General features: G+C 64.3%; 25 protein-coding genes. 10 read left to right on the top strand and 15 right to left on the bottom strand.

The features are described from left to right. From IVB29_RS14635 to IVB29_RS14620, 4 genes are all read left to right on the top strand, one after another. Entirely contained in the window at positions 1–1,455 is a 1,455-nt protein-coding gene (locus IVB29_RS14635) for a D-alanyl-D-alanine carboxypeptidase family protein (protein ID WP_247504060.1), read from the top strand. Between the two features lie 191 nt (positions 1,456–1,646). After that, complete coding sequence (locus IVB29_RS14630; RefSeq protein WP_247504059.1) at positions 1,647–3,332, top strand: long-chain fatty acid--CoA ligase; 1,686 nt, start codon at positions 1,647–1,649, stop codon at positions 3,330–3,332. A 16-nt stretch (positions 3,333–3,348) separates the two neighbouring features. Next, a complete protein-coding gene (locus IVB29_RS14625; RefSeq protein WP_247504058.1) occupies positions 3,349–3,903 on the top strand; it encodes a DUF924 family protein in 555 nt (184 codons plus the stop codon). Between the two features lie 108 nt (positions 3,904–4,011). After that, positions 4,012–4,497: a peroxiredoxin gene (locus IVB29_RS14620; RefSeq protein WP_247504057.1), complete on the top strand. Its 486-nt coding sequence runs from the start codon at positions 4,012–4,014 to the stop codon at positions 4,495–4,497. 157 nt (positions 4,498–4,654) lie between these two features. On the opposite strand, the gene rnhA is transcribed toward IVB29_RS14620, so the two are convergent. The 3 genes from rnhA to ispH are packed head-to-tail and all read right to left on the bottom strand — an operon-like array spanning position 4,655 to position 7,074. After that, complete coding sequence (gene rnhA, locus IVB29_RS14615) at positions 4,655–5,119, bottom strand: ribonuclease HI (protein WP_247504056.1); 465 nt, start codon at positions 5,117–5,119, stop codon at positions 4,655–4,657. Further along, a complete protein-coding gene (locus IVB29_RS14610; RefSeq protein ID WP_247504055.1) occupies positions 5,116–6,099 on the bottom strand; it encodes a homoserine kinase in 984 nt (327 codons plus the stop codon). Before IVB29_RS14610 ends, rnhA begins: the two co-directional genes overlap by 4 nt. Before the next feature lie 6 nt (positions 6,100–6,105). Then, complete coding sequence (gene ispH, locus IVB29_RS14605; protein ID WP_247504054.1) at positions 6,106–7,074, bottom strand: 4-hydroxy-3-methylbut-2-enyl diphosphate reductase; 969 nt, start codon at positions 7,072–7,074, stop codon at positions 6,106–6,108. A 250-nt stretch (positions 7,075–7,324) separates the two neighbouring features. Here ispH and IVB29_RS14600 point away from each other — a divergent pair, with 250 nt between their 5' ends. Beyond that, a complete protein-coding gene (locus IVB29_RS14600) occupies positions 7,325–8,020 on the top strand; it encodes a cell cycle transcriptional regulator TrcR (RefSeq protein ID WP_247504053.1) in 696 nt (231 codons plus the stop codon). Between the two features lie 72 nt (positions 8,021–8,092). On the opposite strand, the gene IVB29_RS14595 is transcribed toward IVB29_RS14600, so the two are convergent. The 5 genes from IVB29_RS14595 to IVB29_RS14575 all read right to left on the bottom strand — a co-directional run bounded on the left by IVB29_RS14595 (position 8,093) and on the right by IVB29_RS14575 (position 13,755). Beyond that, positions 8,093–8,839 carry an OmpW family outer membrane protein gene (locus tag IVB29_RS14595; RefSeq protein WP_247504052.1) on the bottom strand — a complete coding sequence of 249 codons (747 nt, stop codon included), beginning with the start codon at positions 8,837–8,839 and terminating at the stop codon, positions 8,093–8,095. 186 nt (positions 8,840–9,025) lie between these two features. Further along, a complete protein-coding gene (locus tag IVB29_RS14590) occupies positions 9,026–9,295 on the bottom strand; it encodes a hypothetical protein (RefSeq protein ID WP_247504051.1) in 270 nt (89 codons plus the stop codon). A 120-nt stretch (positions 9,296–9,415) separates the two neighbouring features. Further along, positions 9,416–11,326, bottom strand: coding sequence for a propionyl-CoA synthetase (locus IVB29_RS14585; protein WP_247504050.1), 1,911 nt, complete (start codon positions 11,324–11,326; stop codon positions 9,416–9,418). Positions 11,327–11,471: 145 nt separating this feature from the next. After that, the gene (locus tag IVB29_RS14580) at positions 11,472–12,857 is read right to left on the bottom strand and encodes a tetratricopeptide repeat protein (protein ID WP_247504049.1); all 1,386 of its coding nucleotides are present in this window, start codon (positions 12,855–12,857) and stop codon (positions 11,472–11,474) included. Between the two features lie 133 nt (positions 12,858–12,990). Next, positions 12,991–13,755, bottom strand: coding sequence for a tetratricopeptide repeat protein (locus tag IVB29_RS14575; RefSeq protein ID WP_247504048.1), 765 nt, complete (start codon positions 13,753–13,755; stop codon positions 12,991–12,993). 80 nt (positions 13,756–13,835) lie between these two features. Between IVB29_RS14575 and IVB29_RS14570 the strand changes: the two genes are divergently transcribed. Continuing rightward, entirely contained in the window at positions 13,836–15,413 is a 1,578-nt protein-coding gene (locus IVB29_RS14570; RefSeq protein WP_247504047.1) for a sodium:proton antiporter, read from the top strand. Between the two features lie 77 nt (positions 15,414–15,490). Beyond that, positions 15,491–16,261 carry a hypothetical protein gene (locus IVB29_RS14565; protein ID WP_247504046.1) on the top strand — a complete coding sequence of 257 codons (771 nt, stop codon included), beginning with the start codon at positions 15,491–15,493 and terminating at the stop codon, positions 16,259–16,261. Positions 16,262–16,325: 64 nt separating this feature from the next. On the opposite strand, the gene IVB29_RS14560 is transcribed toward IVB29_RS14565, so the two are convergent. The 5 genes from IVB29_RS14560 to IVB29_RS14540 all read right to left on the bottom strand — a co-directional run bounded on the left by IVB29_RS14560 (position 16,326) and on the right by IVB29_RS14540 (position 21,501). After that, positions 16,326–17,132, bottom strand: a complete 807-nt coding sequence (locus IVB29_RS14560; protein WP_247504045.1) for a glucose 1-dehydrogenase — start codon at positions 17,130–17,132, stop codon at positions 16,326–16,328. 59 nt (positions 17,133–17,191) lie between these two features. Beyond that, complete coding sequence (locus IVB29_RS14555; protein ID WP_247504044.1) at positions 17,192–17,569, bottom strand: DUF1850 domain-containing protein; 378 nt, start codon at positions 17,567–17,569, stop codon at positions 17,192–17,194. Next, complete coding sequence (locus IVB29_RS14550) at positions 17,566–19,680, bottom strand: TRAP transporter permease (protein ID WP_247504043.1); 2,115 nt, start codon at positions 19,678–19,680, stop codon at positions 17,566–17,568. The genes IVB29_RS14555 and IVB29_RS14550 overlap by 4 nt, the downstream gene beginning before the upstream one ends. Positions 19,681–19,909: 229 nt before the next feature. Beyond that, positions 19,910–20,857, bottom strand: coding sequence for a TAXI family TRAP transporter solute-binding subunit (locus IVB29_RS14545; RefSeq protein ID WP_247504042.1), 948 nt, complete (start codon positions 20,855–20,857; stop codon positions 19,910–19,912). A 164-nt stretch (positions 20,858–21,021) separates the two neighbouring features. Continuing rightward, positions 21,022–21,501: a hypothetical protein gene (locus IVB29_RS14540; RefSeq protein ID WP_247504041.1), complete on the bottom strand. Its 480-nt coding sequence runs from the start codon at positions 21,499–21,501 to the stop codon at positions 21,022–21,024. A 193-nt stretch (positions 21,502–21,694) separates the two neighbouring features. On the opposite strand from IVB29_RS14540, the gene IVB29_RS14535 reads away from it, so the two are divergent. Beyond that, on the top strand, positions 21,695–21,997 hold the full coding sequence (locus IVB29_RS14535; RefSeq protein WP_247504319.1) for a hypothetical protein: 303 nt from the start codon (positions 21,695–21,697) through the stop codon (positions 21,995–21,997). A gap of 147 nt (positions 21,998–22,144) precedes the next feature. Here the strand turns inward: IVB29_RS14535 and IVB29_RS14530 are convergent, their stop codons facing one another. After that, on the bottom strand, positions 22,145–23,359 hold the full coding sequence (locus tag IVB29_RS14530; RefSeq protein ID WP_247504040.1) for a hypothetical protein: 1,215 nt from the start codon (positions 23,357–23,359) through the stop codon (positions 22,145–22,147). Between the two features lie 56 nt (positions 23,360–23,415). Continuing rightward, entirely contained in the window at positions 23,416–24,042 is a 627-nt protein-coding gene (locus IVB29_RS14525; protein ID WP_247504039.1) for a CoA pyrophosphatase, read from the bottom strand. Between the two features lie 71 nt (positions 24,043–24,113). Between IVB29_RS14525 and IVB29_RS14520 the strand changes: the two genes are divergently transcribed. Beyond that, the gene (locus IVB29_RS14520) at positions 24,114–24,539 is read left to right on the top strand and encodes a PaaI family thioesterase (protein ID WP_247504038.1); all 426 of its coding nucleotides are present in this window, start codon (positions 24,114–24,116) and stop codon (positions 24,537–24,539) included. A 161-nt stretch (positions 24,540–24,700) separates the two neighbouring features. Further along, complete coding sequence (locus IVB29_RS14515; RefSeq protein WP_247504037.1) at positions 24,701–25,711, top strand: aldo/keto reductase; 1,011 nt, start codon at positions 24,701–24,703, stop codon at positions 25,709–25,711. Positions 25,712–25,725: the final 14 nt, after the last annotated feature.

The following is a 25,725-nucleotide window of genomic DNA, read 5'->3' as shown; positions in this document are numbered from 1 at the left end:
GTGCACGCCCTTCGTCCGCTGCTTCGCAAATCGCTGTTCAACCTGTTCGCTGCGTCCCTCGCATGCGCCGCATTGCTCGCGCCGCGCGCGGCGAGTGCCGAAGCGCTGCTGCTGATCGAAGCTGATAGCGGCAAGGTGTTGCAGGCGGAGAACGCGACCATCCCGTGGTATCCCGCGTCGGTCACCAAGATCATGACCGCCTATGTGACGCTGAAGGCGGTGAAGGACGGCAAGCTCACGCTCGACACGCTGATCACGGTGTCGCCGACCGCCGCCTCGCAATCGCCATCGAAGATGGGGTTCCGTCCGGGAACACAGCTCACCGTCGACAACGCGCTGAAGATGATGATGGTCAAGTCGGCGAACGACATGGCCGTGGTGCTTGCCGAAGGCGTCGGCGGCTCGATCGACGGCTTCTCCGCGATGATGAACGATACCGCACAAAAGCTCGGCATGACGCAGACGAGCTACGTCAATCCGAACGGCCTGCCCGCCGACGGCCAAATCACGTCCGCGCGCGACCTTGGCATTCTCGCCCGCTCGTTCCTGCGCGACCTGCCGGAATACGAATATTTCGTACACATCCCGGCGATCCGCTTCGGCAAGCGCGTCACCGGTAATTTCAACAAGCTGATCGGCCGCTATCCCGGCGCCGACGGTTTCAAGACCGGCTTCATCTGTGCCTCCGGCTATAATCTCGTCGCCTCCGCCACGCGCAACGGCCGACGGCTGATCGCCGTGGTGCTCGGCGCCAATTCCGGCACCGCGCGCGCGGTGAAGGCGGCGCAGCTGCTCGAGCGCGGCTTCGCCCAAGACAATCTCACCTGGCTCCGCCCCTCGCTCGGGACCGTCGACAAGCTGGTGCCGGTCGACGCCTCGCCGCCGAATTTGCGCGAGGACATGTGCGGCGGCCATCGCAAGCGGCCGGCCAGCGACGATGACGATGCGCTGATCGCCACCAATGGCGGCACGTCCGGATCGGCCTCCGCCACTGGCGGCGAAGCCCAGGTCACCTTCTTCACGGCCGGCCTGCAGCCACCGCTGATGAAGGCCTCCGAACTGATGGCCACGGCGGCTGCGGCGGCCGAACCCGTGCTGGTCTATACCGGCCCGACCCGCACCGGCACCGCCCTGATCGCCGCGGTCGCAGCCGATGCCGACCAGCAGACGACAGCCAAACCGCGTGGCAAGAAGTCGCGCGTCGCCAAGAAGCCCGACGCCGCCGACAAACCCAAAGACGCGGGTGCCAAGACGGCGGCGGCGAAGCCGGATGCCGCCAAATCTGGTACCAAGCCTGATGCGAAGACCGCAGCCAAACCGGCCGGCACAAAGCACGCCGCGGCCAAGCCTGATGCGGCAGCGAAGCCTGCGGTAAGCGCCGATCAGCCTGCGAAGCCCGCCAAGCCGAAGGCCGCGACCAAGCCTGTTGCAGCCAAGCCGGCCAACAACAGTTAACGCCCCTCGGAATTAAAGCATCGCCCGCGCTTCGCACTTGCGGGAGCGCGGTTTGCGACGATTCCAGTAGCCACTCCCGGACCTTTGTCTTAAGCCTCGACAGCTTGCCACCCGTTCCGGCAGGCTCGATACTGCAGGCAATGAGGCAAGCCCGAGACACAACGGGCTCTGGCAAATGAGGGGAGTTTTCCATGGAGCGCATCTGGCTCAAGCAATATCCGCCCGGCGTGCCTGCTGACATCGAGCCGACCCAATACGCATCGCTGGTCGACCTCTTGGAGGAGAGCTTCTCCAAGTTTGCCGACCGCAAGGCGTTCATCTGCATGGACAAGTCGATCAGCTATCGCGATCTCGATCAGATGTCGCTGGCGCTCGCTTCCTACCTGCAAGGCCGTGGCCTGCAACGCGGCGCCCGTGTCGCCATCATGATGCCGAACGTACTGCAATATCCGGTCGCGACCGCCGCCGTGCTGCGCGCCGGCTTCGCGGTCGTCAACGTCAATCCGCTCTACACCCCGCGCGAGCTCGAGCATCAGCTCAAGGATTCCGGTGCCGAAGCCGTCATCGTGCTGGAGAACTTTGCCCACACCGTCGAGCAGGTGATCGCGAAGACGCAGGTCAAGCACGTCATTGTCGGCAGCATGGGCGACCTGCTCGGCTTCAAGGGCGTGATCGTCAATCTCGTCGTGCGCCGCGTGAAGAAGATGGTGCCGGCCTGGTCGCTGCCGGGCGCAGTGTCCTTCAACGATGCGATATCAGCCGGTCGCTCTCTGGCCTTCAACAAGCCGAAGCTCTCGCCCGGCGATGTCGCTTTCCTGCAATATACCGGCGGCACCACCGGCGTCTCCAAGGGCGCCACCCTGCTCCATCGCAACATCGTCGCCAACGTGTTGCAGAACGACGCATGGCTTCAGCCTGCGATGGCAGCACCTCCGCATGTCGACCAGCTCCTGATCGTCTGCGCACTGCCGCTCTATCACATCTTCGCGCTGACGGCCTGCTACCTGCTCGCGGTGCGCGCTGGCGGCTGCAATCTGCTGATCCCCAATCCCCGCGACATCGCCGGCTTCATCAAGGAGCTTGCGAAGTACCAGGTCAACAACTTCCCGGCCGTGAACACGCTCTACAACGGCCTGATGCACCATCCCGATTTCAAGAAGCTCGACTTCTCCAAGCTGAAGATCTCGAATGGCGGCGGCATGGCTGTGCAGCGGCCCGTCGCCGAGCAGTGGAAGGCGATCACGGGCTGCTCGATCGCGGAGGGATACGGCCTGTCGGAGACCTCGCCGACGCTGACCTGCAACACCACGACCAATCCCGAGTTCAACGGCACCATCGGCATCCCCGTGCCGTCGACCTGGATCTCGATCCGCGACGATGACGGCAACGAGGTGCCGCTCGGCCAGCCCGGCGAGATCTGCGCCAAGGGTCCGCAGGTGATGTCGGGCTATTGGAACAGGCCGGAGGAGACCGCGAAGGTAATGACCGCCGACGGCTATTTCCGCACCGGCGACATCGGCATCATGGACGAGACCGGCTACACCAAGATCGTCGACCGCAAGAAGGACATGATCCTGGTCTCCGGCTTCAACGTCTATCCGAACGAGATCGAGGAAGTGATCGCGAGCCATCCAGGCGTGCTCGAATGCGCCGTGATCGGCGTTCCCGACAGTGGGTCCGGCGAGGCGGTGAAGGCGTTCGTGGTCAAAAAGGACCCGAACCTTGCAGCGGACGATGTGGTCAAATTCTGCCGCGAGCAGCTCACCGGCTACAAGGTGCCGAAGCAGATCGAATTCCGCACCGATCTGCCCAAGACCAATGTCGGCAAGATCCTGCGCCGTGAGCTTCGCGACGAGAAGAAGGCTCAGGCGGCTTAAGCTGAGCCGTTGATGCATGACTGAAATCGGCGACATCACGCCGGCCGGTATTCTCGCCTTTTGGCGCGAAGCCGGCCGCGAGCGCTGGTACGAGCACAGCGGCGCGTTCGACGCGGAGGTCAGGCGCCGCTTTCTTGCGCTGTGGCAGAAGGCGGCCGCCGGCGAGCTGGCATCCTGGGAGGCAAGCGACGACGGCGCGCTCGCGCTCGTCATCGTGCTCGACCAGTTTCCCCGCAACATGTTCCGCGGCACGCCGCAAGCGTTTGCCAGCGACGCGCTGGCACGCGACGTCGCCCGCCGCGCCGTCGAGCGGGGCGCGGATCGCAGGATCGATCCGGTCCTGCTCGAATTTCTCTACATGCCCTTCATGCATTCCGAGCACCTGCCCGACCAGCTGCATTGCGTCGCGCTGTTTCAAGGCACCGATAATACGGAAAACCTGAAATACGCCCGGGAGCACGCCGATATCATCCGGCGGTTCGGCCGCTTCCCCCACCGCAATCGCCTTCTCGGCCGCGACAGCACCGAGGAGGAGCAGGCCTACCTCGACGAAGGCGGTTTTGCGGGCTGATGACATAACGGTGAAGGGCGGAGGCCCCTACTGCTTCCCTCTCCGGCAATATTGTGCCGCCCGGCCGCACGGTCTACAAAGCGGGACCGAATTCCAGGGAGACTGACGATGGCGATCCAGACTGGCGAAAAGCTGCCCGAGGCGAAATTCCGCGTGATGACGGCGGAAGGCCCGCAGGTGAAGACCACCGACGATATCTTCAAGGGCAAGAAGGTGGCGCTGTTCGCGGTGCCCGGCGCCTACACCGGCACCTGCCACAAGATGCACCTGCCGAGCATCTTCCTCAACGCCTATGCCATGAAGGACAAGGGCGTCGATACCATCGCGATCGTCTCCGTCAACGACGCCTTCGTCATGAACGCCTGGAAGCGCGACACCGACCAGCGCGACGAGGCCATCTTCCTGGCCGACGGCAATGCCGACTTCGCCAAGGCGATCGGCATGGAGCTCGACGCCTCCGGCAACGGCCTCGGCATCCGCTCCAAGCGCTATTCGATGCTGGTCGAGGACGGCGTGGTCAAGAAGCTGAACCTCGAAGCGATGCCCGGCAAGGTCGAGGTCTCCGGCGGCGATACGCTGCTCGGGCAGCTGTAAGCTTTAGGCGCCGACTCCTTCGAAGCGGGAAGTGCCGTAGGGTGGGCAAAGGCGCGTCAGCGCCGTGCCCACCATCTTTTCTCGATTTAGAAGAAGTGGTGGGCACGCTTCGCTTTGCCCACCCTACGAAACCGGGCGACGCCGATAGCGCGTCGCCCTACTTCGCCACCCTCTGCTGCGTCCGCGCCATCGCGACGCCATCACGTGCCAGCTGATCCGCCCGCTCGTTCTCCGGATGGCCGGCGTGGCCCTTGACCCAGTGCCAGCGCACGTCATGCGCTTTCAGCGCGGCGTCGAGGCGCTGCCATAGCTCGACATTCTTCACCGGCTTCTTGTCGGCGGTGCGCCAGCCGTTGCGCTTCCAGCCGTGGATCCAGCTGGTGATGCCCTGACGCACATACTGGCTGTCGGTGTAGAGATCGACGGTGCACGGCTTTTTCAGCGCTTCGAGCGCGGAGATCGCCGCCATCAACTCCATCTGGTTGTTGGTGGTGTGGCGTTCGCCGCCGTTCAGCTCTTTTTCCTTGTCGCCGAACTTCAGGATGGCGCCCCAACCGCCCGGCCCGGGATTTCCCGAGCAGGCGCCATCGGTATAGATCGTGACATTGGGAAGCTCGCTCACGCGACCAGTCCTGACGGCATCAGCCCGTAATCGCGCACGCTGGAAACGCTCTGGTGGAAGCGCAGCTTGCGAAAATACTCCAGCGGATCCTTCGGCTTGACCAGCGCACCCTCCGGCACGTTGAGCCAGTCGACCAGCCGCGTCAGCAGGAAGCGGATCGCAGCACCACGCGCCAGCAGCGGCAGCGCGGCCTCTTCGACTTCGCTCAGCTTGCGCACCCGGCCGTAGGCGTTGAGGAAAGCGCGCGCCTTGGTGACGTTGAAGGAGTGATCCGGCTCGAAACACCAGGCGTTGAGGCAGATTGCGACGTCATAGGCCAGCATGTCGTTGCAGGCGAAGGTGAAGTCGATGATCCCCGACAGCTTGTCGCCGAGGAAGAAGACGTTGTCGTTGAAGAGGTCGGCGTGGATCACGCCCTCGGGCAGATCGTTCGGCCAGACGCCGCCAGAGAGATAGTCGAGCTCGGCTGCGAGGAATGCGCGTAGGCCCGGCTGGACTTCGTCGGCCCGTGCTGACGCAGCATCGAACAGCGGCCGCCAGCCCGCAACCGAAAGCGCGTTCGCACGCTTGATCGCAAAGTTCGCGCCGGCCAGATGCATCCGGGCCAGCCCCTCGCCGACGCCGGCGCAATGGGTCGCGTTGGGCTTGCGCGGCCAGACGCCTTCGAGAAAGGTGATGATCGCGGCGGGGCGTCCCGACAGCTCGCGCAGCGCCTCGCCGTCGCTTCCCTTTACCGGCAACGGGCAATTGATGCCGTGCTCGGCAAGATGCGTCATCAGCGCCAGGAAGAACGGCAGATCGTTCTTCGCCACGCGCTTCTCGTAGAGCGTGAGGATGAACGACCCTTTGCTGGTGTGCAGCAGGAAGTTGGTGTTTTCGACGCCCTCGGCGATGCCCTTGTAGGAGAGCAGCTCGCCGATATCGTATTGCTTCAAGAAATCCGCAAGCTCGTCGGCGGCAACGTCGGTGTAGACCGCCATAAAAGTCTACTCGGCGGCGGCTTCGGGGCGCACCTGACGCGGCAGCGGGAAGAACTCGTTCTCTTCCGCGGCCGAGACCGTTTCCACATGCAGCGTGTAGCGCTCGGCGAACGCGTCCATGATCTCCTCGACGATCACTTCCGGCGCGGATGCGCCCGCGGTGATACCGAGGCTCCTGATGTTGCCGAACCTCGTCCAGTCGATGTCGGTGGCGCGCTGCGCCAGCACCGCGATCCCGCAGCCCTCGCGCTCGGCGACCTCGCGCAGACGCTGCGAGTTCGACGAATTGGGAGCACCGACAACGATGAGCGCGTCCACCACCGGCGCCACCTTCTTCACCGCGAGCTGGCGGTTGGTGGTGGCGTAGCAGATGTCTTCCTTGTGCGGCCCGTTGATGTTCGGGAAGCGCTGCTTGAGCAGCGCCACGATCTCCGCGGTGTCGTCGATCGACAGCGTGGTCTGGGTCACGAAGGCCAGGTTGTTCGGGTCCTTCGGCGCGATGGTCTTGGCGTCCTCGGCGGTCTCTATCAGGGTCACGGCGCCGACCGGAAGCTGGCCGACCGTGCCGACCACTTCCGGATGATGCGAGTGGCCGATCAGGAAGATCTCGCGGCCGCGCTTGAAGTGGATCGCGGCCTCGCGGTGCACCTTGGTCACCAGCGGGCAGGTCGCATCCAGCGAAAACAGATTGCGGGACGTGGCGTCGGCCGGAACCGATTTCGGCACGCCATGGGCCGAGAACACCACCGGCGCGGTGGTATTTGCCGGGATTTCGGCGAGCTCCTCGACGAAGATCGCGCCCTTCTTTTTCAACCCATCGACGACGTACTTGTTGTGCACAATCTCATGGCGAACATAGACGGGGGCGCCGTATTTATCGAGCGCCCGTTCCACGGTGTCGATCGCCCGGACCACCCCGGCGCAGAAGCCGCGGGGAGAACAAAGCACGATCTTGAGGTCTGGTTTGGCTGACATTGAGCGATCTCGGGACCGAATCACCCGTTTCGCCTTCTGGCGGGGGCGGTCGATGGATGGAAAGGGCTAAGTACGAGCTTACAGGGCTTTTAAGGGAATTGGGCCCCCTTTCGACCTCTGTCAAGGCACTATCTATAGCAGAACCATTGCGTGGCTACCCCCTCCCGGCTTATATAGCGAAATTCCCTGTCATCGCTGATGACCACCGGTTTCGCCCCAAAGGGTGGGCGAAGCACAAAGGAGATTTGCCATGAGCAACGCACCGCTGATGCCCAAGGCGACCGCCGTTTGGCTGCTCGACAACACCGCGCTGACCTTCGACCAGGTCGCCGATTTCACCAAAATGCATCCCCTCGAGGTGCACGCGATCGCCGACGGCGACGCTGCCCAGGGCATCAAGGGCATGGACCCCCTCTCCAACGGTCAGTTGACCCGCGAGGAAATCGAGAAGGGCGAGAAGAACCCGGACTACCGGCTCCGTCTCCAGGAGAGCAAGGTGATCCTGCCGCCGCAGCCCAAGCGCAAGGGCCCGCGCTACACCCCGGTCTCCCGCCGCCACGAGCGACCGAGCGCCATCCTCTGGCTGCTGCGCAGCCATCCGGAGCTCAAGGACGCCCAGGTCATGCGCCTGGTCGGCACCACCAAGAGCACGATCGCCAGCGTCCGCGACCGCACCCACTGGAACACCTCCCAGCTGACCCCGATCGACCCCGTGACCCTCGGCCTCTGCTCACAGATCGAGCTCGATTTCGAAGTGGCCCGTGCGGCCAAGGAAAAGCCGATCGACACGGCCTATGGCGGCGCGACCCTGCTGCCCGCCTCCGAGACCACCAAGAAGGACGAGTTCGAGCCAGCCGAGCGATCGAACGACGACCTCAATGTCGACGCCGTCTTCGCCAAGCTCAAGACGCTCGGCGGCAAGAAGCAGGATGAAGAGGAGGAGTAAGACTCCGCTCTTCGTTCGCTCTTGGACGCAATCAAAACGCGGCAGGGAAACCTGCCGCGTTTTTGTTTTGTGTCAGAACTTGTAGGTCACGCCGCCGCCGACCAGCCACGGATCGATATGGGCAGTGCCGGTGACCGGCAGACCTGAGACGGTCGCGCTGTAATCCGGCCGCAGCCAGAGCTTCTTGACGTCGACGTTGAGACCCCAGTGCCGGTCGAGCATGTAGTCGAAGCCGAACTGCACGGCGCCGCCCCAGGCGTTGCTGACGTGCAGGCTGCTGGTGGTCGCAACGATCGCAGGCGGGTCGACGATGGCGGCCGGTGAATTCGCAGCCGAATTGTTGAAGAACACAGTGTAGTTCACGCCGGCGCCGATATACGGCTTGAACGCGCCGAAATTGTCGAAGTGGTATTGCAAGGTCAGCGTCGGCGGCAGCAGCGTGGTCTTGCCGATCGGCAGGTTGGCGAGCGAGCCGGTGCCGCTGATCGAATGCCGCGTTACACCCAGGATCAGCTCGGCCGCGATGTTCCTGGTGAAGAAATAGCTGATGTCGAGCTCGGGCACGACATGGTCGCTGATCGACAGGCCGGAATTCGGCGACGACAGCGAGGGCACGCCCGTGACACTGACGGCGGAGCCGCCGGCGTCCGGCAATACGCCGAGCACACGCAGACGTACCATCCACGGATTGAAGGCTTCTGCCGGCGGTGGCGCCTTCTTGTAAACAGGCAAATCGGCTGCCTGCACTGAGCCAAAAGCCCCCGCGAGCATCGCGCCGACCGTCGCGATCCGCGCCAAATTTCTCATCGTTCCGTCCATATCAATCCCCTTCAGCCACAGGCGCGCTTCGTTGCGCGACATCAGCGTCAGAGCAGAAAGGGGACGATGAAGGATTTGACGCCGATCAAATCAGGACAGGCGCGCCACGATTTGGATGAAGCGTTGCAGATGTGCCGCGGCAGGATGTTGCAGATGTGCCGCGGCAGGATAATGCCGCACCTGACATCACGGCCGATCGGGATGGTTCAGCATGTACTCGCCGAGGTCGCGCTGGCGGCGGTCGGAGCGGGCGACCGCGGCATTGCGCTGAACGTCGCGGTCCTTGCGGCAGGCCACGTATTCGGGCGAGCCCGGCGCGTAGCCGCGGCTCTGGCACACCGCGTCGTCATCGTCGCCGCCCATCGCCACCGGGGTCTGGTAGCGCGCCGAGCAGGCGGAGAGCGCGATGACGAGAGCTAAGGCAGCAAGCAGGCGCGGCGCGACGGAAAGCGGCATCGAGAGTCCCTTGTTGGCCGGCCCTGTTTAGCGCGGAATGAGGAGATTGTAAGTCCCTGGAGGCCGTTCCCCACTCGCTGTCATTCCCAGCGAAGGCGGGGAATGACAGCGGAGATTGCCTCACACCCTCCCCTTCAGCGCCTCGCCGATCTCGTCCAGCACCTTGGGGTCCTCGATCGTCGCCGGCATGGTCCAGGCCTCGCCGTCTGCGATCTTCTTGATGGTGCCGCGCAAAATCTTGCCGGAGCGCGTCTTGGGCAGGCGGCCAACGGTGATGGCGAGCTTGAAGGCGGCGACGGGACCGAGCCGGTCGCGCACCAGTGCGACGATCTCCTTTTCGATCTCGGCGGGCGGGCGCTTCACGCCGGACTTCAGCACCAGGAAGCCGCAGGGCACCTCGCCCTTGATCGCGTCCTTGACGCCGAGCACGGCGCATTCGGCGACGTCGGGATGTGAGGCGAGTATCTCCTCCATGCCGCCGGTCGAGAGCCTGTGGCCGGCGACGTTGATGATGTCATCGGTGCGGCCCATGACGAAGACATAGCCGTCCTCATCCTTGTAGCCGGCGTCGGAGGTTTTGTAATAGCCGGGGAATTCGCTGAGATAGGCTTCCTTGAACCGCGCATCCTGATTCCACAGCGTCGGCAGGCAGCCCGGCGGCATCGGCAGCTTGATGACGATCGAGCCCATGATGTTGGGACCGACGGGCCTTGCCGCTTCATCCACCACGTCGACCTGGTAGCCCGGCATCGGAACCGTCGGCGAGCCGTGTTTCACCGGCAGCATGCCGAGGCCGACCGGATTTCCGGCGATGCACCAGCCGGTCTCGGTCTGCCACCAATGATCGATGACAGGCACTTTCAATTGCTGCTCCGCCCATTCCACCGTCGGCGGATCGGCGCGCTCGCCGGCGAGGAACAGCGTGCGGAATCTGGAGAGGTCGTATTGCCGGATGAATTTGCCTTCCGGATCCTCTTTCCGGATCGCGCGGAACGCGGTCGGGGCGGTGAAGAACGCGACTGTCTTGTGCTCGCTGATGACGCGCCAGAACGCGCCCGCATCGGGCGTGCCGATCGGCTTGCCCTCGTACATGATCGAGGTCGCGCCATGCAGCAGCGGGCCGTAGACGATGTAGCTGTGGCCGACGACCCAACCGATGTCGGAGCCGCACCACCACACCTCGCCCGGCTTGACGCCATAGAGGTTGAACATCGACCATTTCACCGCGACGAGATGACCACCATTGTCGCGTACGACGCCCTTGGGAATGCCCGTGGTCCCTGATGTGTAGAGGATGTAGAGCGGATCGGTGGCGGCGACCGGCACGCAAGGAGCCTTCTTGCCATCGTTCATCGCCTTGCGGCGCAAGCCCGCCCAATCATAGTCACGGCCGGGCGCGAGGTCGCAGATGAGCTGCGGACGCTGCAGCACGATGCAGGCCTTCGGCTTCACGCCCGCGAGCCTGATCGCTTCATCGAGCAGCGGCTTGTACTGCACGATGCGGCCGGGCTCGATGCCGCAGCTCGCGGACAGGATGAGCTTCGGCTGGGCATCGTCGATGCGGGTGGCGAGCTCCTTCGCGGCAAAGCCGCCGAACACCACCGAGTGCACCGCGCCGATCCGCGCGCAGGCAAGCATCGCAACCACCGCCTCCGGCACCATCGGCATATAGAGGATGACGCGGTCGCCCTTGGCGACGCCGAAATCCTGCATGATGGCGGCAAGTGCCTGCACCTCGGCCAGAAGCTCGGCATAGGTGAACTTGGTGACGCTGTTCGCCAGCGGCGAATCATGGATCAGCGCGACCTGGTCGGCGCGGCCGCGTTCGACATGACGATCGAGCGCATTGTAGCAGGTGTTGACGACGCCGCCGGTGAACCAGCGCCCATAGACGCCTTGCGCAGCATCGAAGATTGTCTTCGGCGGCTCGATCCAGTCGATCTCCGTCGCCGCCTCAGCCCAGAAACCCTGGGGATCGGCCAGCGAGCGCGCATGGACCTCGTGATAGCGACTCTTTCCCTGGCTGTTCATTCCCGCGCTCCCGTTCCCTGTATTGGCCTGGCCCTGAACTGACCGACGGGACGAGCGTCCCGCCATGACAGGGATCAAGGACCGGCCTTGTTTGACGGCTATTTTCCCGGGAACGGGCCGCGGTTCAAGCTGAAAAGAACGGTGCTTAGCTCTCCATCGCATTCAGCCGCTGCAGCCGGTCCTGCATGACCTTCCTCAGATCATAGCCAGGACGGCCAAAGCTGGCGTTGCGGGTGGTGAGGAAATCGCGCTGGGTCTTGCGCAAATCGCCGGCCGATCGCTTGCTCACCACCTTCAGCACGCGCTCGTAGGTCTCGGCGATCTGGCGGTCGAGCACGCCCAGTTGCGGATCGGCGCAGATCACCTTCTCGACCTCGCGCTTCGCCGTCGCGCAATCGAAGGACGGGCCGTTGCCGGAATTCGCCGCGAGTGGACGCAGCGGCTCATCGCCGAATTTCGCGATCTCCGCGATCATGGTGTGGCGGCCGGCTGTCGCGTTGTCATTGCCGGGATCGAGCTTCAACGCGGTCTCGTAATCGGCCAGCGCCTTCTTGCGCTCGCCCATTTTCTTGTAGAGCACGGCGCGGTTGTTGTAGGTCTGCGCGAAGTTCGGATCGAGCTTCAGCGCGGCTTCGTAGTCGCTCAGCGCCGCCCCCAATTCTCCCTTGAGATGATAGGAATCGCCGCGGTTGGTGAAGAAGTTCGGCCTTGGCGCCAGCCGCAGCGCCTGGTCGTAATCGGCAATCGCCCTGTCGTACTCGCCCATCGCCGCCAGCGACAGGCCGCGATTGTCGTAATATTCCGGCACCTTCGGATCGAGCCTGATCGCCTCGCCGTCATCGGCGACGGACTTGTCGAACTGACCGAGCTTCTTGTAGGCAGCGCCGCGATTGGTATAGCTGCGCGCCCGGTTCGGGTCGAGCCGGAGCGCCTCGCTGAGATCGCGGATCGCCTTTTCGTTGTCGCCGCTGAGATAATAGGTCACGCCGCGGTCCGACCAGGCCTGCGCATCATCGCCCTTCAGCTTGATCGCCTGGTCGTAATCGGCCAGCGCCCGGTCGAGCCGGCGCTGGTTGGTGTAGACCACGCCGCGCAGTTTATAGGCCTCAGCATCCTGCGGATCGAGCTCGATCGCCTTGCTGAGATCGGCCGCCGCGCGGCTGAGATCGCCGCCGGCCTCACGCAAGAGGTCGCCGCGCAGGCGCCAGGCTTTTGCATTCTTGCCGTCGAGCGCAATGGCACGGTCGATGTCGCGCAAGGCCTGCGTGAGGCCGCCCGAGGTCCGCGCATTGGCATCGGCACGAACCAGCAGCGCCGCGGCGCGATCGGACGATGGATTTGTGGCCTGATCGATGATGGCGCTGCATGCCGGGATCAGCTCAGCGGGAGTGGCCTTGCTGCCCATCACACAATCGGTGCCGGCTGAGGCCGGCGCGGCAAGGACAAGGCTCATCGCAGCGCCGAAGAGGACGGCGCGAAGCGATGTTCTGGCAAACGGGGACATTTGCGCGGAAGGATACATGCCGCACATGGCGTAGGCTCCGTGACATCAGGTGTTCACCATTGTCGCGGCGGGGAAGGGATGGGTTCAATTCGGACCCGTCCACACCGTCATGGCCGCGCTTGCCCGGGCATGACGACTTCTCACGAGGCGAAAGATCCCCTCAATACCCATCGACCCCGTTGATCCGTTGCAGCCGCTCCTGCATCACCTTCTTCAGATCGTAGCCCGGCCGGGCGAACCCTGCATTTCGGCGGGCAACAAAATCGTCCTGCTCGCGCTGGAGCGCCTTGGCCTCGGCTGCGTTGCGCGCTTCCCTGATTACGCGGGCGTTCGACGCAAAGATCTCGCGATCGAGATCGGCGAGCTCGCGATTTCCGCAGATTGCCTTCTCCACGGCGCGGCCCGCGCTCCTGCAATTAAAGCTGGGCTTGCCGGCGACAGCCATCTGCGCGCCGATCCGTTCGAGTTCGCGCGCAATCGCCTTGTGATTGGCCTTGGCCTTCTCGTGGTTCGGATCGATCTTCAGCGCCGCGCCGAAATCCTGCACCGCCTTGGGCTTGTCGCCCTTTTTCAGCCAGAGCTCGCCCCGCGCGTTGAAAACGTCCGCCAGCGTGGCGTCGAGTAAAAGAGCACGGCTGTCGTCGGCGATCGCACGATCGATCTCGTCGTGCCGTGCATAAAGCGCGCCGCGCGCGATCAGCGCCTTGACCAGGTCCGCCTTGGCCGTCTTCTCATTGTCGATGACGGCGGCGCAGGCGGAGGTCGCCTTGTCCATGTCGTCCGCCGCGCCTGCCGCGAGGCACGGTGCGATATCGACCTGCACGACGACAGCGGGCTCACCGCCGGTCGCCGCATGGGCCGCACTGAGCGAAAGCACAGAGAGCACCACGGCCCCCGACAATTGAACGAGTTTTTGAAAGCGCATGCTTGTTGCTGTCGGAAAGTCTTCTTCAGTCTTGCCTTGGGGCCGTACTATCCATCATACGGCCGGATTGGTACTACCTTGTGGCACGGCTCAAATCGGTTTCGGGGACACGCGTGTCGACATTCGAATGGATCATCGCACTTCTGCTCGGCGCTGTTGCATTATCGGCGCTGGCGCGGCGGATCAAGGTCCCTTACCCGACCTTCCTCGCCATCGGCGGCGCGCTGATCGCTTTCGTGCCGTCGAGCCCGACCTGGGCGCTGGAGCCGGACCTGGCATTGGCGCTTTTTGTCGCACCGGTCCTGCTGGATGCCGCTTTCGACACCTCGCTGCGGGATCTGCGCAACAACTGGGTTCCGGTTGCGACCCTGGTCGTCGCCGCGGTCGGCCTGACCACCGTGGGCGTGGCCTATGTCGCGCACCGGCTGATGCCCGACATGCCCTGGGCCGCCGCCATCGCGCTCGGCGCCATCGTGGCACCGCCTGACGCCGCGGCCGCGGTCGCGATCCTCAGTCAGGTCAAGCTGCCCCACCGCATGGTGAAGGTCCTGGAGGGCGAAAGCCTGCTCAACGATGCCACTTCGCTGCTGATCTATCGCATCGCCGTCGGCGCGGTCGCCACCGAGCATCTGGCATGGAGCCAGGTCGCGCCGACAATGGCGCTGGCGCTGGTCGGCAGCGTCGTCGCCGGTCTTGTCGCAGCCCGCCTCATCCCGCCGATCATGGAACGCGTGACGGAGGCGCCGAGCGCGATCATCGTGCAGTTCGCCACCACCTTCATGATCTGGATCGCCGCCGAGCATCTCGGCCTCTCCGGTATCCTCACCATCGTGGTCTACGCCATCGCTCTCGCGCGCAGCGCGGGCGAACGCATGCCGGCGCGGCTGCGCGTGCCGTCCTATGCGGTGTGGGAGACGATGGTGTTCGTGCTCAACGTGCTCGCCTTCATGCTGATCGGCATGCAGATGCGGCCGATCTGGACGCGGCTGGACGCCGAGGTCCGCTGGGAATATTGCGTGGCGGCAGCCTGGATCCTGGTCACAGTGGTGCTGGTGCGGCTGCTCTGGGTGACGTTCTACCGCACGACATTGCGCGTGCTGATCAACTACGGGCTCTATCATCCGAAGGACCCCGGCGCCGTCGTTTCGCTCAAGGGCGGCCTCATCATCTCCTGGTGCGGTATGCGCGGCCTCGTCACGCTCGCCACCGCCTTTGCGCTGCCGGAAAACTTTCCCTATCGCGACTTCATCGTCTTCATCGCCTTCGCCGTGGTGCTGGGATCGCTTATCATCCAGGGCCTGACCTTGCGGCCGCTGATCCTCGCCTTCGGCCTCAAGGACGATGATCCCGTCGGCATCGAGGTCGCGCGCGCCCGCGCGGTCGCCTATCGCGCGGCGCTCGATGCGATCGAGGACGATCCGTCGGAGGAAGCCGAAATCCTGCGGCTCGAATATCGTGCCCTCCTGATGCAGGCCGACGACGATCCCCACGGCGGCATCCCCAATGGCGAGCTTCCCGCCGATCCCCTGCGCCGCCGCGCCATCGAAGCCGCGCGCAAATCGATTTTCCACCTCCGCGCCACCGAAGTGATCGGCGACGATGCTTTCCACCGCCTTGAGGGCGAGCTCGATCTCGCAGAATTGAGCGCGGGCGGGTAAGCTCGGTGCAGCGCGCGTTAACCCATACAGATGGCTAGCGGCTTGAACCAAACGCCGCCCCTCCAGACTCATTCCTGATGACGACCTTGATCGACGACCGTCGTGTACGCGCGCGTGATGCGTCGCCTGCACGATATTTTTATCTCCACATGGCCCTGGCCTGCGCCGCCACCGCATTTCTCGGCTTCGCACCGACCTATTTTGTGCCGCTCGCTCACCGGACATTTTCTGCAAGCCCGGTGATTCATTTTCACGGACTCTTGTTCTTCACCTGGTCTCTCTATTTCGTGATCCAGACCTGGCTCGCCGCGTCGGGCCGCGTGGTCAATCACCGCGCGCTCGGGATGGTCGGCGTTTCGCTCGCGACCGCAATGACGATCTTCGGTTTCCTTGCGTCCGTGCATGTGATGCAGCACTCCGCCGCGCTCGGGCAGCGAGAGGCCGGCATCGCCTTCTCGATCGTGCCGATGAGCGGCATCGCGTTCTTTGCCGTTGTGTTCGTGCTTGCGATCATGAACACGCGCCGGCCCGAGATTCACAAGCGCCTGATACTGCTCGCCGCAGTTTCGATCCTCGATGCCGCGATCGCGCGCTGGTTCCTGACCTTCCTGGCCCCTCCCGGACCGCCCGGCCCGCCGCCGGTGCCGGTAACGATTGCGCCAGCCATGGTCGCCTCGCTCCTGCTCGTCGTCGCCATGGTACGCGACTGGCGCACCGAAGGCCGCGTGCATCCTGTCTACATCACCGGCACGCTCGCGCTGCTGGCGGTGAAGGTGCTGAACTGGCCGATCAGCGAGACGGCCGCGTGGCATTCGTTTGCCGGTGGGATTCTGGCGCTGGCGCAGTAAGCGCCGCTGTCGTCCCGGACAAGCGAGCGCCGCCCGGGGACGACAGCGGAGTGTGAGACTGTGCTTACGCCCCCGCCTTGGAGGTGATCCCGCCGTCCACCACCAGCTCGATCCCCGTGACATATTTCGACTCGTCCGACGCCAGGAACAGCGCCGCGTTCGCGACGTCCCAGGCTTCGCCCATGTGGCCCATCGGCACTTGCGCATCGCGGGCGCGCCACATTGCCTCGACGTCGCCCCTGGCGTAGCTGTTCGCAAGGCCCGCGGAATGCTCCACCATCGGCGTCTTCATCAGGCCGGGCAGGATCGCATTCACGCGCACATGGTCCTTCGCGAACTCGACCGCGGTGGAGCGCGTCAGTTGGTTCATCGCCGCCTTGCTGGCGTTGTAGCTGACATAGGAAATCCCGACATGGCGGATCGAGGCGATCGAGGAGATGTTGATGATGGAGCCGCCGCCCTGCTTCACCATCACGGGGATGGCGTGCTTCATGGCGAGATAGGCACTCTTGAGGTTGACGGTGAAGACGCGGTCCCAGCTCTCCTCGGCGACCTCGACGACGCTGCCCATCTCGGCAATGCCGACATTGTTGTCGAGCACGTCGATGCGACCATAAGCCTTCAGGCACGCCGCCAACATCGCCTCAATGTCGCTCGCGCGCGCGACGTCCGCGGTGAACGCCGTCGCCTTACCGCCTTCGCCGGTGATGATCTTCGCGGTCTCCTCGGCGGCCGCACCGTTGCGATCGACGCAAAACACCTGCGCGCCCTCGCGCGCAAAGGTCACCGCGGTGGCCTTGCCGTTGCCCCAGCCGGGCCCGATCGAGCCGGCGCCCACCACCATCGCAACCTTGCCCTTGAGCCGATCCATCCCGTGTCTCCCGTGTTGTTGTTCTGATTGTAACCCGAATGAGCGAAGCGATATCCGGGCTACGGATCTTTGCAGATGCTCATCTTGGTGACGTTAGCACCGATGGGATGCCCGACAATCTCCGACAATGTCCGGCACTCCCCACCATGACACAGCCGCCACTCCCCCGCCGCGCCGGAATTCCCGAGCACCACCTCCGGCATCGGCGCACGCTCAGGCCTCCACTGAAACCAGCCATCGACCAGCCGCGCCTCGGGCGGCGGCTCCATGCCGGGGCCGGTGCCCTTGACGCGGGCCTGCACCAGCGCGAGGCCGGCGGGCGTGACGCGCCAGTCCTCCTGCCAATCGACCTTGGCGATCGAATGCGTCCACACCAGCGTAAAGGCGGACAGCGCGAGCGCCTTCACGCCTCCGGCTGTTGCGAGGCAGAGGCTCACACTGCCTCGACCACGGCCGGCGGCCGCTGCCGCCACTGCCACAGCACGAGCGCTGCCGAGAGCAGGAAGCCCGCGGTGTCGCTGAACGGGAAGTCGCCGAGCAGGCACATCGCGGCGCCGAGCGCGACCACCCGTTCGAGCAGCGTCAGCCGCGTGAACAGGAAGCCGATCGCGACCATGCCGAACAGTGCGATCGCCACCAGCGCCTTGAAGCTCGCGAGCGCCACCGCGCCGTAGAAGCCGAGCGTTGCCGCCATGGGATCGCCAGCCTGCAGCATCAGCGCCGGCGAATAGACAAAGATGAAGGGGATGACGTAACCGGCGAGCGCGATGCGCATCGCCTCCCAGCCGATCTTGTCCGGATTCTCCTTCGCGATCGGCGCCGCCGCGAGCGCGGCGAGCGCCACCGGCGGCGAGAGGTCGGCCATGATGCCGTAATAGAACGCAAACATGTGGCTTGCGATCAGCGGCACGCCGAGCTTGGCCAGCGCAGGCGCTGCGAGCGCGGCGGTGATGATGTAGGTCGGGATGGTCGGGATGCCGGTGCCGAGCAGGATCGAGAGCAGCATGGTCATGATCAGTGCCAGGAACAGGCTCTTCTCGCCGAGCCCGATCACCCAGCCGCCGAAGATGGTGCCGACGCCGGTCTGCGACATCATGCCGATGATGACGCCGACGATGGCACAGGCCATACCGACCGTGATGGCGGACTTTGCACTCTCGGCAAGCGAGTCACGGCAGGCACGCAGCGCCGCCACGCCGCCGCGGACGAAGGCGGTGATGAGGATCAGGGCGACGACGACGCACCCGACCGGCACGATCTGAAGGCCGTCACGCGACAGCGCGGCGACGACGAGCGCGAGCCCGATCCAGAAGATGTAACGGATCGCGGTGGCCGAGACGCCCGCCGTGATGCTCGCGCCGAGGATCAGCGCGACCGTCAGCGCTAGGCCCATGCTGCCAGCATAGAGCGGTGTAAAGCCTTCGAACAGCATGTAGACCAGCGCGGCGAGCGGCAGCACAAGGTACCAACCCTTCACCAGTGCCTTCCAGGCGCTCGGGGTCTCCGACTTCTTCATGCCTGTGAGGCCGTGCTTGCCGGCTTCCAGATGCACCATCCAGAACGCCGAGGCGAAGTAGAGGATCGCGGGGATCGCGGCCGCCCTCACGATTTCCGAATATTGGACGCCGAGCGTCTCCGCCATGATGAAGGCGACCGCGCCCATCACCGGCGGCATGATCTGGCCGCCCATCGAGGCCGTGGCCTCGACGCCGGCGGCGAAGGCGCGGCGATAGCCGAACCTGATCATCAGCGGGATCGTGAACTGGCCGACGGTGACGACGTTGGCAACGCCGGAGCCGGAGATCGTGCCCATCATGCCCGAGGCGAACACCGCGACCTTGGCCGGTCCGCCGCGGGTGCGGCCGAACAGCCCGAGCGAGACGTCGGTGAACAGCTGGATCATACCGGCGCGCTCCAGGAACGAGCCGAACAGGATGAACAGGAAGATGTAGGTCGCCGAGACGTAGATCGGCACGCCGTAAAAGCCTTCGGTGCCGAACGACAGATGCGTGACGATCTGGTCGAAGCCATAGCCGCGATGGTTGAGCGGTGACGGCAGATACTGTCCGAAGAACCAGTAGAGCAGACAGGCGCCGCACATCAGCGGCAGCGCCGGGCCCATCAGCCGCCGCGTGCCTTCGAAAATCAGCACCGCGAGCAACGTACCGACCGCGAGATCAACGTTGGTCGGATCGCCGTCGCGCGCGATCAGATCGGCGTAGAAGATCCACTGATAGAGCCCGCAGAAGAAACCGGCGGCGCCGATCAGCCAGCCGAGCGCGCGGCCGGCGTTGCTCTTCGCGGTGAAATTGCCGATCAGGCCGAAGGTGAGCAGGACGAGGAAGCCGACATGGACGCCGCGCACCACCTGGCTCGGCAGATAGTTGAAGGCCGCGACATAGAGCTGGAAGGTCGCGAACGCGATACCGATCCAGTAGGCGAGCGTGCCCCACCAGCCCGGGCCAAAACCTTCCGGAAAGCCGTGCTCGAAATTGTCGAATTCGACCTTGATGGGCGCCGCGTCGGTGCCCTCTGCCTTTTCCAGCATTTCAATCCGTCCCCTGCTTGCCAACGCCTATGGCATTGGCACCGCATCTCCAAGCCGTCATGTCCGGGCTTGTCCCGCCTGCGGGGCCGAAGCCCCTTCGGCGCGGCGAAGGCCCGGGCATCCACGACCTTTCTCGCTTCGCCTAAGAACGTGGATGGCCGGGACATCCGCCCGAAGACGCGCTTCGCGCTTTTGCCCGGCCAAGACGTCAGATACCAAGACCCCGACCTTACTTGATCAGCCCTTTTTCCTTGTAATAGCGGATCGCGCCGGGATGCAGCGGAACCGGGCTGCCGGTGGCGGCGGTCTCGAGCTTGATCTCCTTACCCGCCGCATGCGCGTTGGCGAGTTCGGGCAGCGACTCGAAGACCAGTTTCGTCATCTGGTAGGCGAGATCGTCGGACACCGCCGAGCTCGTCACGAGATAGTTGACCACGGCCGCCGTCGGCACGTCCTTGTCCTGGCCGGTATAGGTGTTGGCCGGAATGGTCGCCGAGATGAAGGGCGGCCCGATCTTGTCGACGGTCTCCTTCGGCACCGATACCACCGTGATCGGACTTGAAGTCGAGAGATCCTTCAGCGAGGCCACGCCAAGGCCGGCCGACTGAAGCGTCGCACCCAGCTGGCGGTTCTTCATGAGATCGACGGATTCGGCGAACGGCAGATATTCGACCTTGCCGAGGTCCTTGTAGGTCATGCCGGCCGCGCTGAGGATCGCGCGGGAATTCAGCTCAGTGCCCGATTTCGGCGCGCCGACCGACAGGCTCTTGCCCTTGAGGTCCGCCAGCGTCTTGATGCCGCTTTCGGCGGTCGCGACGATCTGGATGTAGTTCGGATAGATCGCGCCGATGGTCCTGAGCTTGTCGAGCTTGGTCTTGAAGCCGGCTTCCTCGTCGCCGTCCCAGGCGGCTTTCAGCGAGTCACCCAGCGTGAAGGCGATTTCGCCGCGGCCCTGCTGCAGCAGGATCAAATTTTCGACCGACGCCTTGGTGGCCTGCACCTGCGTCTTCACGTTCGGAATCTTGTCGCCGTAGATCTTCCCGATCGCGACGCCGAGCGGATAGTAGACGCCGGAGGTGCCTCCGGTCAGCACGTTGATGAAGGATTGCGCATGCGCGCAAGGTACCGACGCCGCCAGAGCAAGAGCTGCGGCCACGCCGAAAATCGTCCGTTTCATGGTTGTATTTACTCCCCAAACCGGCCGGGAAATTGGCCGGACGAGGAGGTCGGGTCAACCCATCCAATAGTCACAACAGGACTGCGGTAAACGGCTGACCCGGCTCGATTTTTGGGAACCCGGCGGGTGCGGCGAGGTGGCGCAGCCAAGCGCTGGCTGTCGCCTTACTGGAACGTCATGTCCAGGCACTTGGAGATGTCGGAGCCTAGGCCGGACGAGATGGTGATACAGCCACGGATCTTTTGCGCGGACATGTCAGCGGCCCAGATCGAGTAGCCGCCGGGGCCGAAGAACGAATTGGTGTTCGGCGGCTCGGTCTCGGTGGCGTCGAAATCGTAATGGCCGTCGGTCTCGAAGATGCGCGGCTTCTTGGTGCAGCCGCCGTCGGTCTGGACGTTGATGACTTCCTTGTTGTCCCGGGTCAGTGCCAGCGAGACCTGGCAGCGGAAATATTCCGAGGTCTTGGTGTTGAACAGATAGGTGTAGGATTTACAGGTCGCGGTGTTCAGCTTGCCCGGGGCAAGGCCGCGGCTGCACGAAATCCGCTGGTTGTGGCTGAGCTGGTAATCATCGGCCCGGGCGGCCGGCGCCAGCGCGGTGACCAACAGCGCGGCAGCCGAGCAGGCTTTAATGACATGGTTCATTCGAATCATCCCCACCGATATTTTTGTCGAATTGCGTTCTAGACGGAAAGCGGAACATAGTCGCGGGTGGGCGAAGGGAAAATCACAAACTACTGGGCAATACGTGATGCGCTGCGGCGTTTTGCGGATTGACCCGGAAATATCGTTCGTGATTTGTTCAAACAGGGCACCCCAATGGCGGGGAGGATGGATGATGGCATTTTCGACGAAGACATTTGCACTCGTAACGATGCTGGGCGCGTTCGCGGCACCCGCATTGGCGCAAGCCCCGGCTACGCCGTGGGAGCTCAAGCCAGACACGGGTTATGCGTATGACAAGGAAGGCAAGACCTTCTCCTACAAGATGGGCACCAGCAATGCCGGTGAGCTGCTGAAGGGCGCCAAGAAGGTGCCGAAGGGCACGCTGTTCTTCATCGGCCATAACGGCCAGCTCTACATGCGCAGCGGCCCGTATCTCGAAGGCGACGGCAAGTTCAGGTTCGGGTCGGATCAGTAGGGCGGCGACGCGTCAACTCGGTGTCATCACCCGCGAAAGCGGGTGATCCAGTACGCCGCGGCCGACGTTGTCGAAAACCAACTGACGGCACGGAGTACTGGATGCCCCGCCTTCGCGGGGCATGACAGCAACCTGCTTTGACGCCGCTTAAAACGCCCCCGCCAATTCCCTCGCGCCGGCATTGTTGCTGTTGCTGTCCATCCGCGCATCCGTCACCGCCAGCAGCTTCGCCACTGTGTTGTGGCGGATCGCGACCGGGTTGCGCTCGTAGCCGCCGCGCTGGAAGAAGTTCGAGGTCGGCACCTGCTCGCGCATCGCCTGCGGCATCGTCACCATGTCGAGCCCGGTGCCGTCGCCGGTGAGGTTCATCATCTCGAGCTCGGCCGCCGAGAGCGGGCGGCTATAGCCTTTGGTGCGGGCGAACAGCACCGATGTCAGCAGCTTGTGGGTCTGCAACATCGGCCCGATATCGACGTCGAGCACCATCGCATGCATGGCCCAGCCCTGCGCGGTGTTGCCGATCTTCTCGTGCTCCGACCATGTGTCGGGCACCGACTTCGCCTGCGCCACCATTTTCTTCAGCACGATGAGCTTGTGCTCGAGCAACTGACGCGGCGGCCCCGAGGTCTTCGCCACCTTCTCGGAGAGCGCGCGGATCAATTCATGGCCCTGCTCGGCCAGCAGCTCGACGCTGTTGGTGGTCAGGAGCTGGTTGTAACCCATCGCGGTCGAGATGGCGCGCTTGCCGCCATGCTCGATGCCCGCCTGCACGTCGTAATTTCCGGTGCCGCCGGTCTCGAACGAATAGACCCGCACCGCCTGCTCGCGCGTGAGCCCGGAGGCGAGCGCGTAGCGTGCATAGGCGCGCTTGAACTCGACCTCGCTGGACGGGCGCTGCGGCGTGAACTGATAGAGCTCCTGCGCCGCGCGCAGCAGATCGGCGACCACGGGGATGGGCTTTCGCTCGGGGCGGTCCGGGGTCTGCTCCGGTTCCGGATTCACCGGCCGCTTCGGCCCGTTATAGAGCGGCGGATGCTCCAGCACGTAATCGTCGAGCGTGACCTGCTGCCCACTGCGCCGCTTGGCATTGCGACCTTTCCGCTTCTCGGAGATCCGGCTCCAATAGGCGCCGGCCTCCTCGTCGAAGGCGCCGCGGATTTGCTGATACTCTGCGAGCTTGCGGCGATATTCGAGCACGGCGGGCGAGGCCCCACCTTGCGCGAAGAACTGCGACAACAGCTGGGCTTTGGCATCGCGGACGGCGGGCGGCAGCGCATCGGCTTCGCCGCCACGCGCTGGCGGCGCAAGCAGGACGAGCGCAAGTGGAACCAGCCTCACGGCATTTCGAATCGAATGATGCATGCTGCCGTCTTAGCAGGCATCCGGTAACCGTCACGTTAACGTGCCGTTTACCATCGTCACTTCCAGGCGAAGACCGGCTGTTCCAAATCGGTGACGCGGGTGTGTCGCCCCGCCAGCACCTCGCGGAACTGATAGATCAAGGCCGCCGTCGGCGCATGGATCAGGCTCATCTGGTGATGGAAGCGGATCACGCGGCGGATGCTTTCGGGGATCGCGACGAAGTCGAAGGCATCCTCTCGCTCGATCGTGGCGAGCCTGATGCGGTGGACGGAAGCGACCTCGTCCGGGTTCGGTTTGATCGCGGCGCTGTCTGTGGCCCAGACCACGACCGGCGTAATCAGATAGCCGGACCGCGTCGGATAGTCGTCGAGCGTGCCGAGCACATCGGCGCCCGTAAGGCGAAGGCCAAGCTCCTCGTCGAGCTCGCGCAAAGCCGCCTCGACCGGCGTTTCGCCGGCATCACAACGTCCGCCTGGGAGGGCCCATTGGCCGCGATGGGCGCGCAGATGCGATGCGCGCAGCGTGAGCAGAAACGCGGTGTCATCGCCCTCGCCCGCCGCGGTCAGCGCGACCGCCACCGCGGCGCGCTTCAGCGCCGGCGATGCGCCGTCTTCCGGCAGCCGCGTGAAGGCCGCGCAGGCGCCTGCGATATTCCGTCGTGTGGCATCGTCGAACGGTCTCATGATGCTTGACTACACCACGTCCGCCCCCGATGAAATGAGATCGCAGGGCCCGCACAGGAATGGACGACGAGATGACCAACAAGGCCGCCGCAAGGCTCAAATCAGAGGGCTGGAGCATCCTCGAGACCACGGGCTTCATGCACCTGATCGGCCCGTTGTGGGAGCGCAAGGTCGACGGCCACTTCGAATTTGCGCTGGCAACCGAGGACAAGCACCACAACCGCCGCGGCATGGTCCAGGGCGGCGTGATGATGACCTTCGCCGACCGCACCTGCGGCATGACCGCCCGCTACGTCTCCGGCAAGGAATTCATGGCGACGGTGCAGCTCGACACCCATTTCGTCGAGGCCGGCAAGATCGGCGACATCCTGATCTCCCGCCCCCGCGTCGTGCGCTCGACCCGCAGCCTGATCTTCATGAGCACCGAGGTCAGCGTCGACGACCGCTGCGTGGTGATGGCCAATGGCGTGTTCAAGATTCTGAAGGGGCCGGAGTAGGCGCGAAGTCAGGCTGCCACCGCGCTCTCCTCGTCATTGCGAGCGCAGCGAAGCAATCCAGCATCTCTCCGCGGACGCATCTCTGGATTGCTTCGCTGCGCTCGCAATGACGGAACTGGGCGGCTATGCTGACGCCACAAGAAGCAGCAAGGACGCAGCCCATGCAATACCGCCAGCTCGGCCGCACTGGCCTGAAGGTTTCGCCGATCTGTCTGGGCACCATGATGTTCGGTGGGCCGACCGATGAAGCCGCATCGAAGCGGATCATCGCGAAAGCGCATGAGGCCGGGATCAATTTCATCGACACTGCGGACGCCTACTCGAAAGGCGCATCCGAAGAGGTCGTGGGCCGCGCCATCGCCAACAATCGGCACGCCTGGGTGCTCGCCACGAAACTGGCCAATCCCATGGGCACTGATCCCAATCGTGTCGGCCTGTCGCGCCGCTGGGTGCTGCAGGCCGCGGACGAAAGCCTGGCGCGGCTCGGCACCGACCACATCGACATCTACTATCTGCACAAGGAAGACCACGCGACGCCGCTGGAAGAGACGGTGCGCGCGATGGGCGATTTGATCCGCGCCGGCAAGGTCCGCTATTTCGGCGTCTCCAACTATCGCGCCTGGCGCGTCGCCGAGATCTGCAACATCTGCGACCGGCTCGGCATCGACCGGCCCGCGGTGAGCCAGCCCTATTACAATGCGATGAACCGCATGCCCGAGGTCGAGCACTTTCCCGCCTGCTCCTATTACGGCCTCGGCATCGTGCCCTACAGCCCGCTGGCGCGCGGCGTGCTCACCGGCAAATACAAGCCGGACGCCGCTCCGGACAAGGAGACGCGCGCCGGCCGCAACGACACCCGCATGATGCAGACGGAATGGCGGCCGGAATCGCTTCAGCTTGCGCAGGAAATCAAGACCCATGCCGAGAAGAAGGGCATTACCGCCGGCCAGTTCGCGGTCAGCTGGGTGCTGAACTCGGCTTTCGTTTCCTCGATCGTCGCCGGCCCGCGCACCGAGGAGCAGTGGGACGGCTACATCAGCGCGCTCGACTATCGTTTCACCGCCGATGACGAAGCGCTGATCGACCGCCTGGTGGTGCCGGGCCATCCCTCGACGCCGGGCTACAACGACCCGGCCTATCCGATCGAGGGCCGACGCGCGCGGACGGCGTAACAGCGGGGACGACG

The organism is Bradyrhizobium sp. 1 (genome assembly GCF_023073315.1).
In the GTDB taxonomy this organism is placed as follows: domain Bacteria; phylum Pseudomonadota; class Alphaproteobacteria; order Rhizobiales; family Xanthobacteraceae; genus Bradyrhizobium.
The sequence above is the reverse complement of the archived record's forward strand: the minus strand, read 5'-3'. Positions and strand labels throughout refer to the sequence as shown.

Bases quoted from the DNA above. Each gene is read 5' to 3' on its own strand.
- IVB29_RS14630 (WP_247504059.1), top strand. From the start codon at position 1,647: ATGGAGCGCATCTGGCTCAAGCAATATCCGCCCGGCGTGCCTGCTGAC.
- IVB29_RS14625 (WP_247504058.1), top strand. From the start codon at position 3,349: ATGACTGAAATCGGCGACATCACGCCGGCCGGTATTCTCGCCTTTTGG.
- IVB29_RS14620 (WP_247504057.1), top strand. From the start codon at position 4,012: ATGGCGATCCAGACTGGCGAAAAGCTGCCCGAGGCGAAATTCCGCGTG.
- IVB29_RS14610 (WP_247504055.1), bottom strand. From the start codon at position 6,099: ATGGCGGTCTACACCGACGTTGCCGCCGACGAGCTTGCGGATTTCTTG.
- ispH (WP_247504054.1), bottom strand. From the start codon at position 7,074: ATGTCAGCCAAACCAGACCTCAAGATCGTGCTTTGTTCTCCCCGCGGC.
- IVB29_RS14600 (WP_247504053.1), top strand. From the start codon at position 7,325: ATGAGCAACGCACCGCTGATGCCCAAGGCGACCGCCGTTTGGCTGCTC.
- IVB29_RS14595 (WP_247504052.1), bottom strand. From the start codon at position 8,839: ATGGACGGAACGATGAGAAATTTGGCGCGGATCGCGACGGTCGGCGCG.
- IVB29_RS14590 (WP_247504051.1), bottom strand. From the start codon at position 9,295: ATGCCGCTTTCCGTCGCGCCGCGCCTGCTTGCTGCCTTAGCTCTCGTC.
- IVB29_RS14585 (WP_247504050.1), bottom strand. From the start codon at position 11,326: ATGAACAGCCAGGGAAAGAGTCGCTATCACGAGGTCCATGCGCGCTCG.
- IVB29_RS14580 (WP_247504049.1), bottom strand. From the start codon at position 12,857: ATGTGCGGCATGTATCCTTCCGCGCAAATGTCCCCGTTTGCCAGAACA.
- IVB29_RS14575 (WP_247504048.1), bottom strand. From the start codon at position 13,755: ATGCGCTTTCAAAAACTCGTTCAATTGTCGGGGGCCGTGGTGCTCTCT.
- IVB29_RS14565 (WP_247504046.1), top strand. From the start codon at position 15,491: ATGACGACCTTGATCGACGACCGTCGTGTACGCGCGCGTGATGCGTCG.
- IVB29_RS14560 (WP_247504045.1), bottom strand. From the start codon at position 17,132: ATGGATCGGCTCAAGGGCAAGGTTGCGATGGTGGTGGGCGCCGGCTCG.
- IVB29_RS14550 (WP_247504043.1), bottom strand. From the start codon at position 19,680: ATGCTGGAAAAGGCAGAGGGCACCGACGCGGCGCCCATCAAGGTCGAA.
- IVB29_RS14545 (WP_247504042.1), bottom strand. From the start codon at position 20,857: ATGAAACGGACGATTTTCGGCGTGGCCGCAGCTCTTGCTCTGGCGGCG.
- IVB29_RS14540 (WP_247504041.1), bottom strand. From the start codon at position 21,501: ATGAACCATGTCATTAAAGCCTGCTCGGCTGCCGCGCTGTTGGTCACC.
- IVB29_RS14535 (WP_247504319.1), top strand. From the start codon at position 21,695: ATGGCATTTTCGACGAAGACATTTGCACTCGTAACGATGCTGGGCGCG.
- IVB29_RS14530 (WP_247504040.1), bottom strand. From the start codon at position 23,359: ATGCATCATTCGATTCGAAATGCCGTGAGGCTGGTTCCACTTGCGCTC.
- IVB29_RS14525 (WP_247504039.1), bottom strand. From the start codon at position 24,042: ATGAGACCGTTCGACGATGCCACACGACGGAATATCGCAGGCGCCTGC.
- IVB29_RS14520 (WP_247504038.1), top strand. From the start codon at position 24,114: ATGACCAACAAGGCCGCCGCAAGGCTCAAATCAGAGGGCTGGAGCATC.
- IVB29_RS14515 (WP_247504037.1), top strand. From the start codon at position 24,701: ATGCAATACCGCCAGCTCGGCCGCACTGGCCTGAAGGTTTCGCCGATC.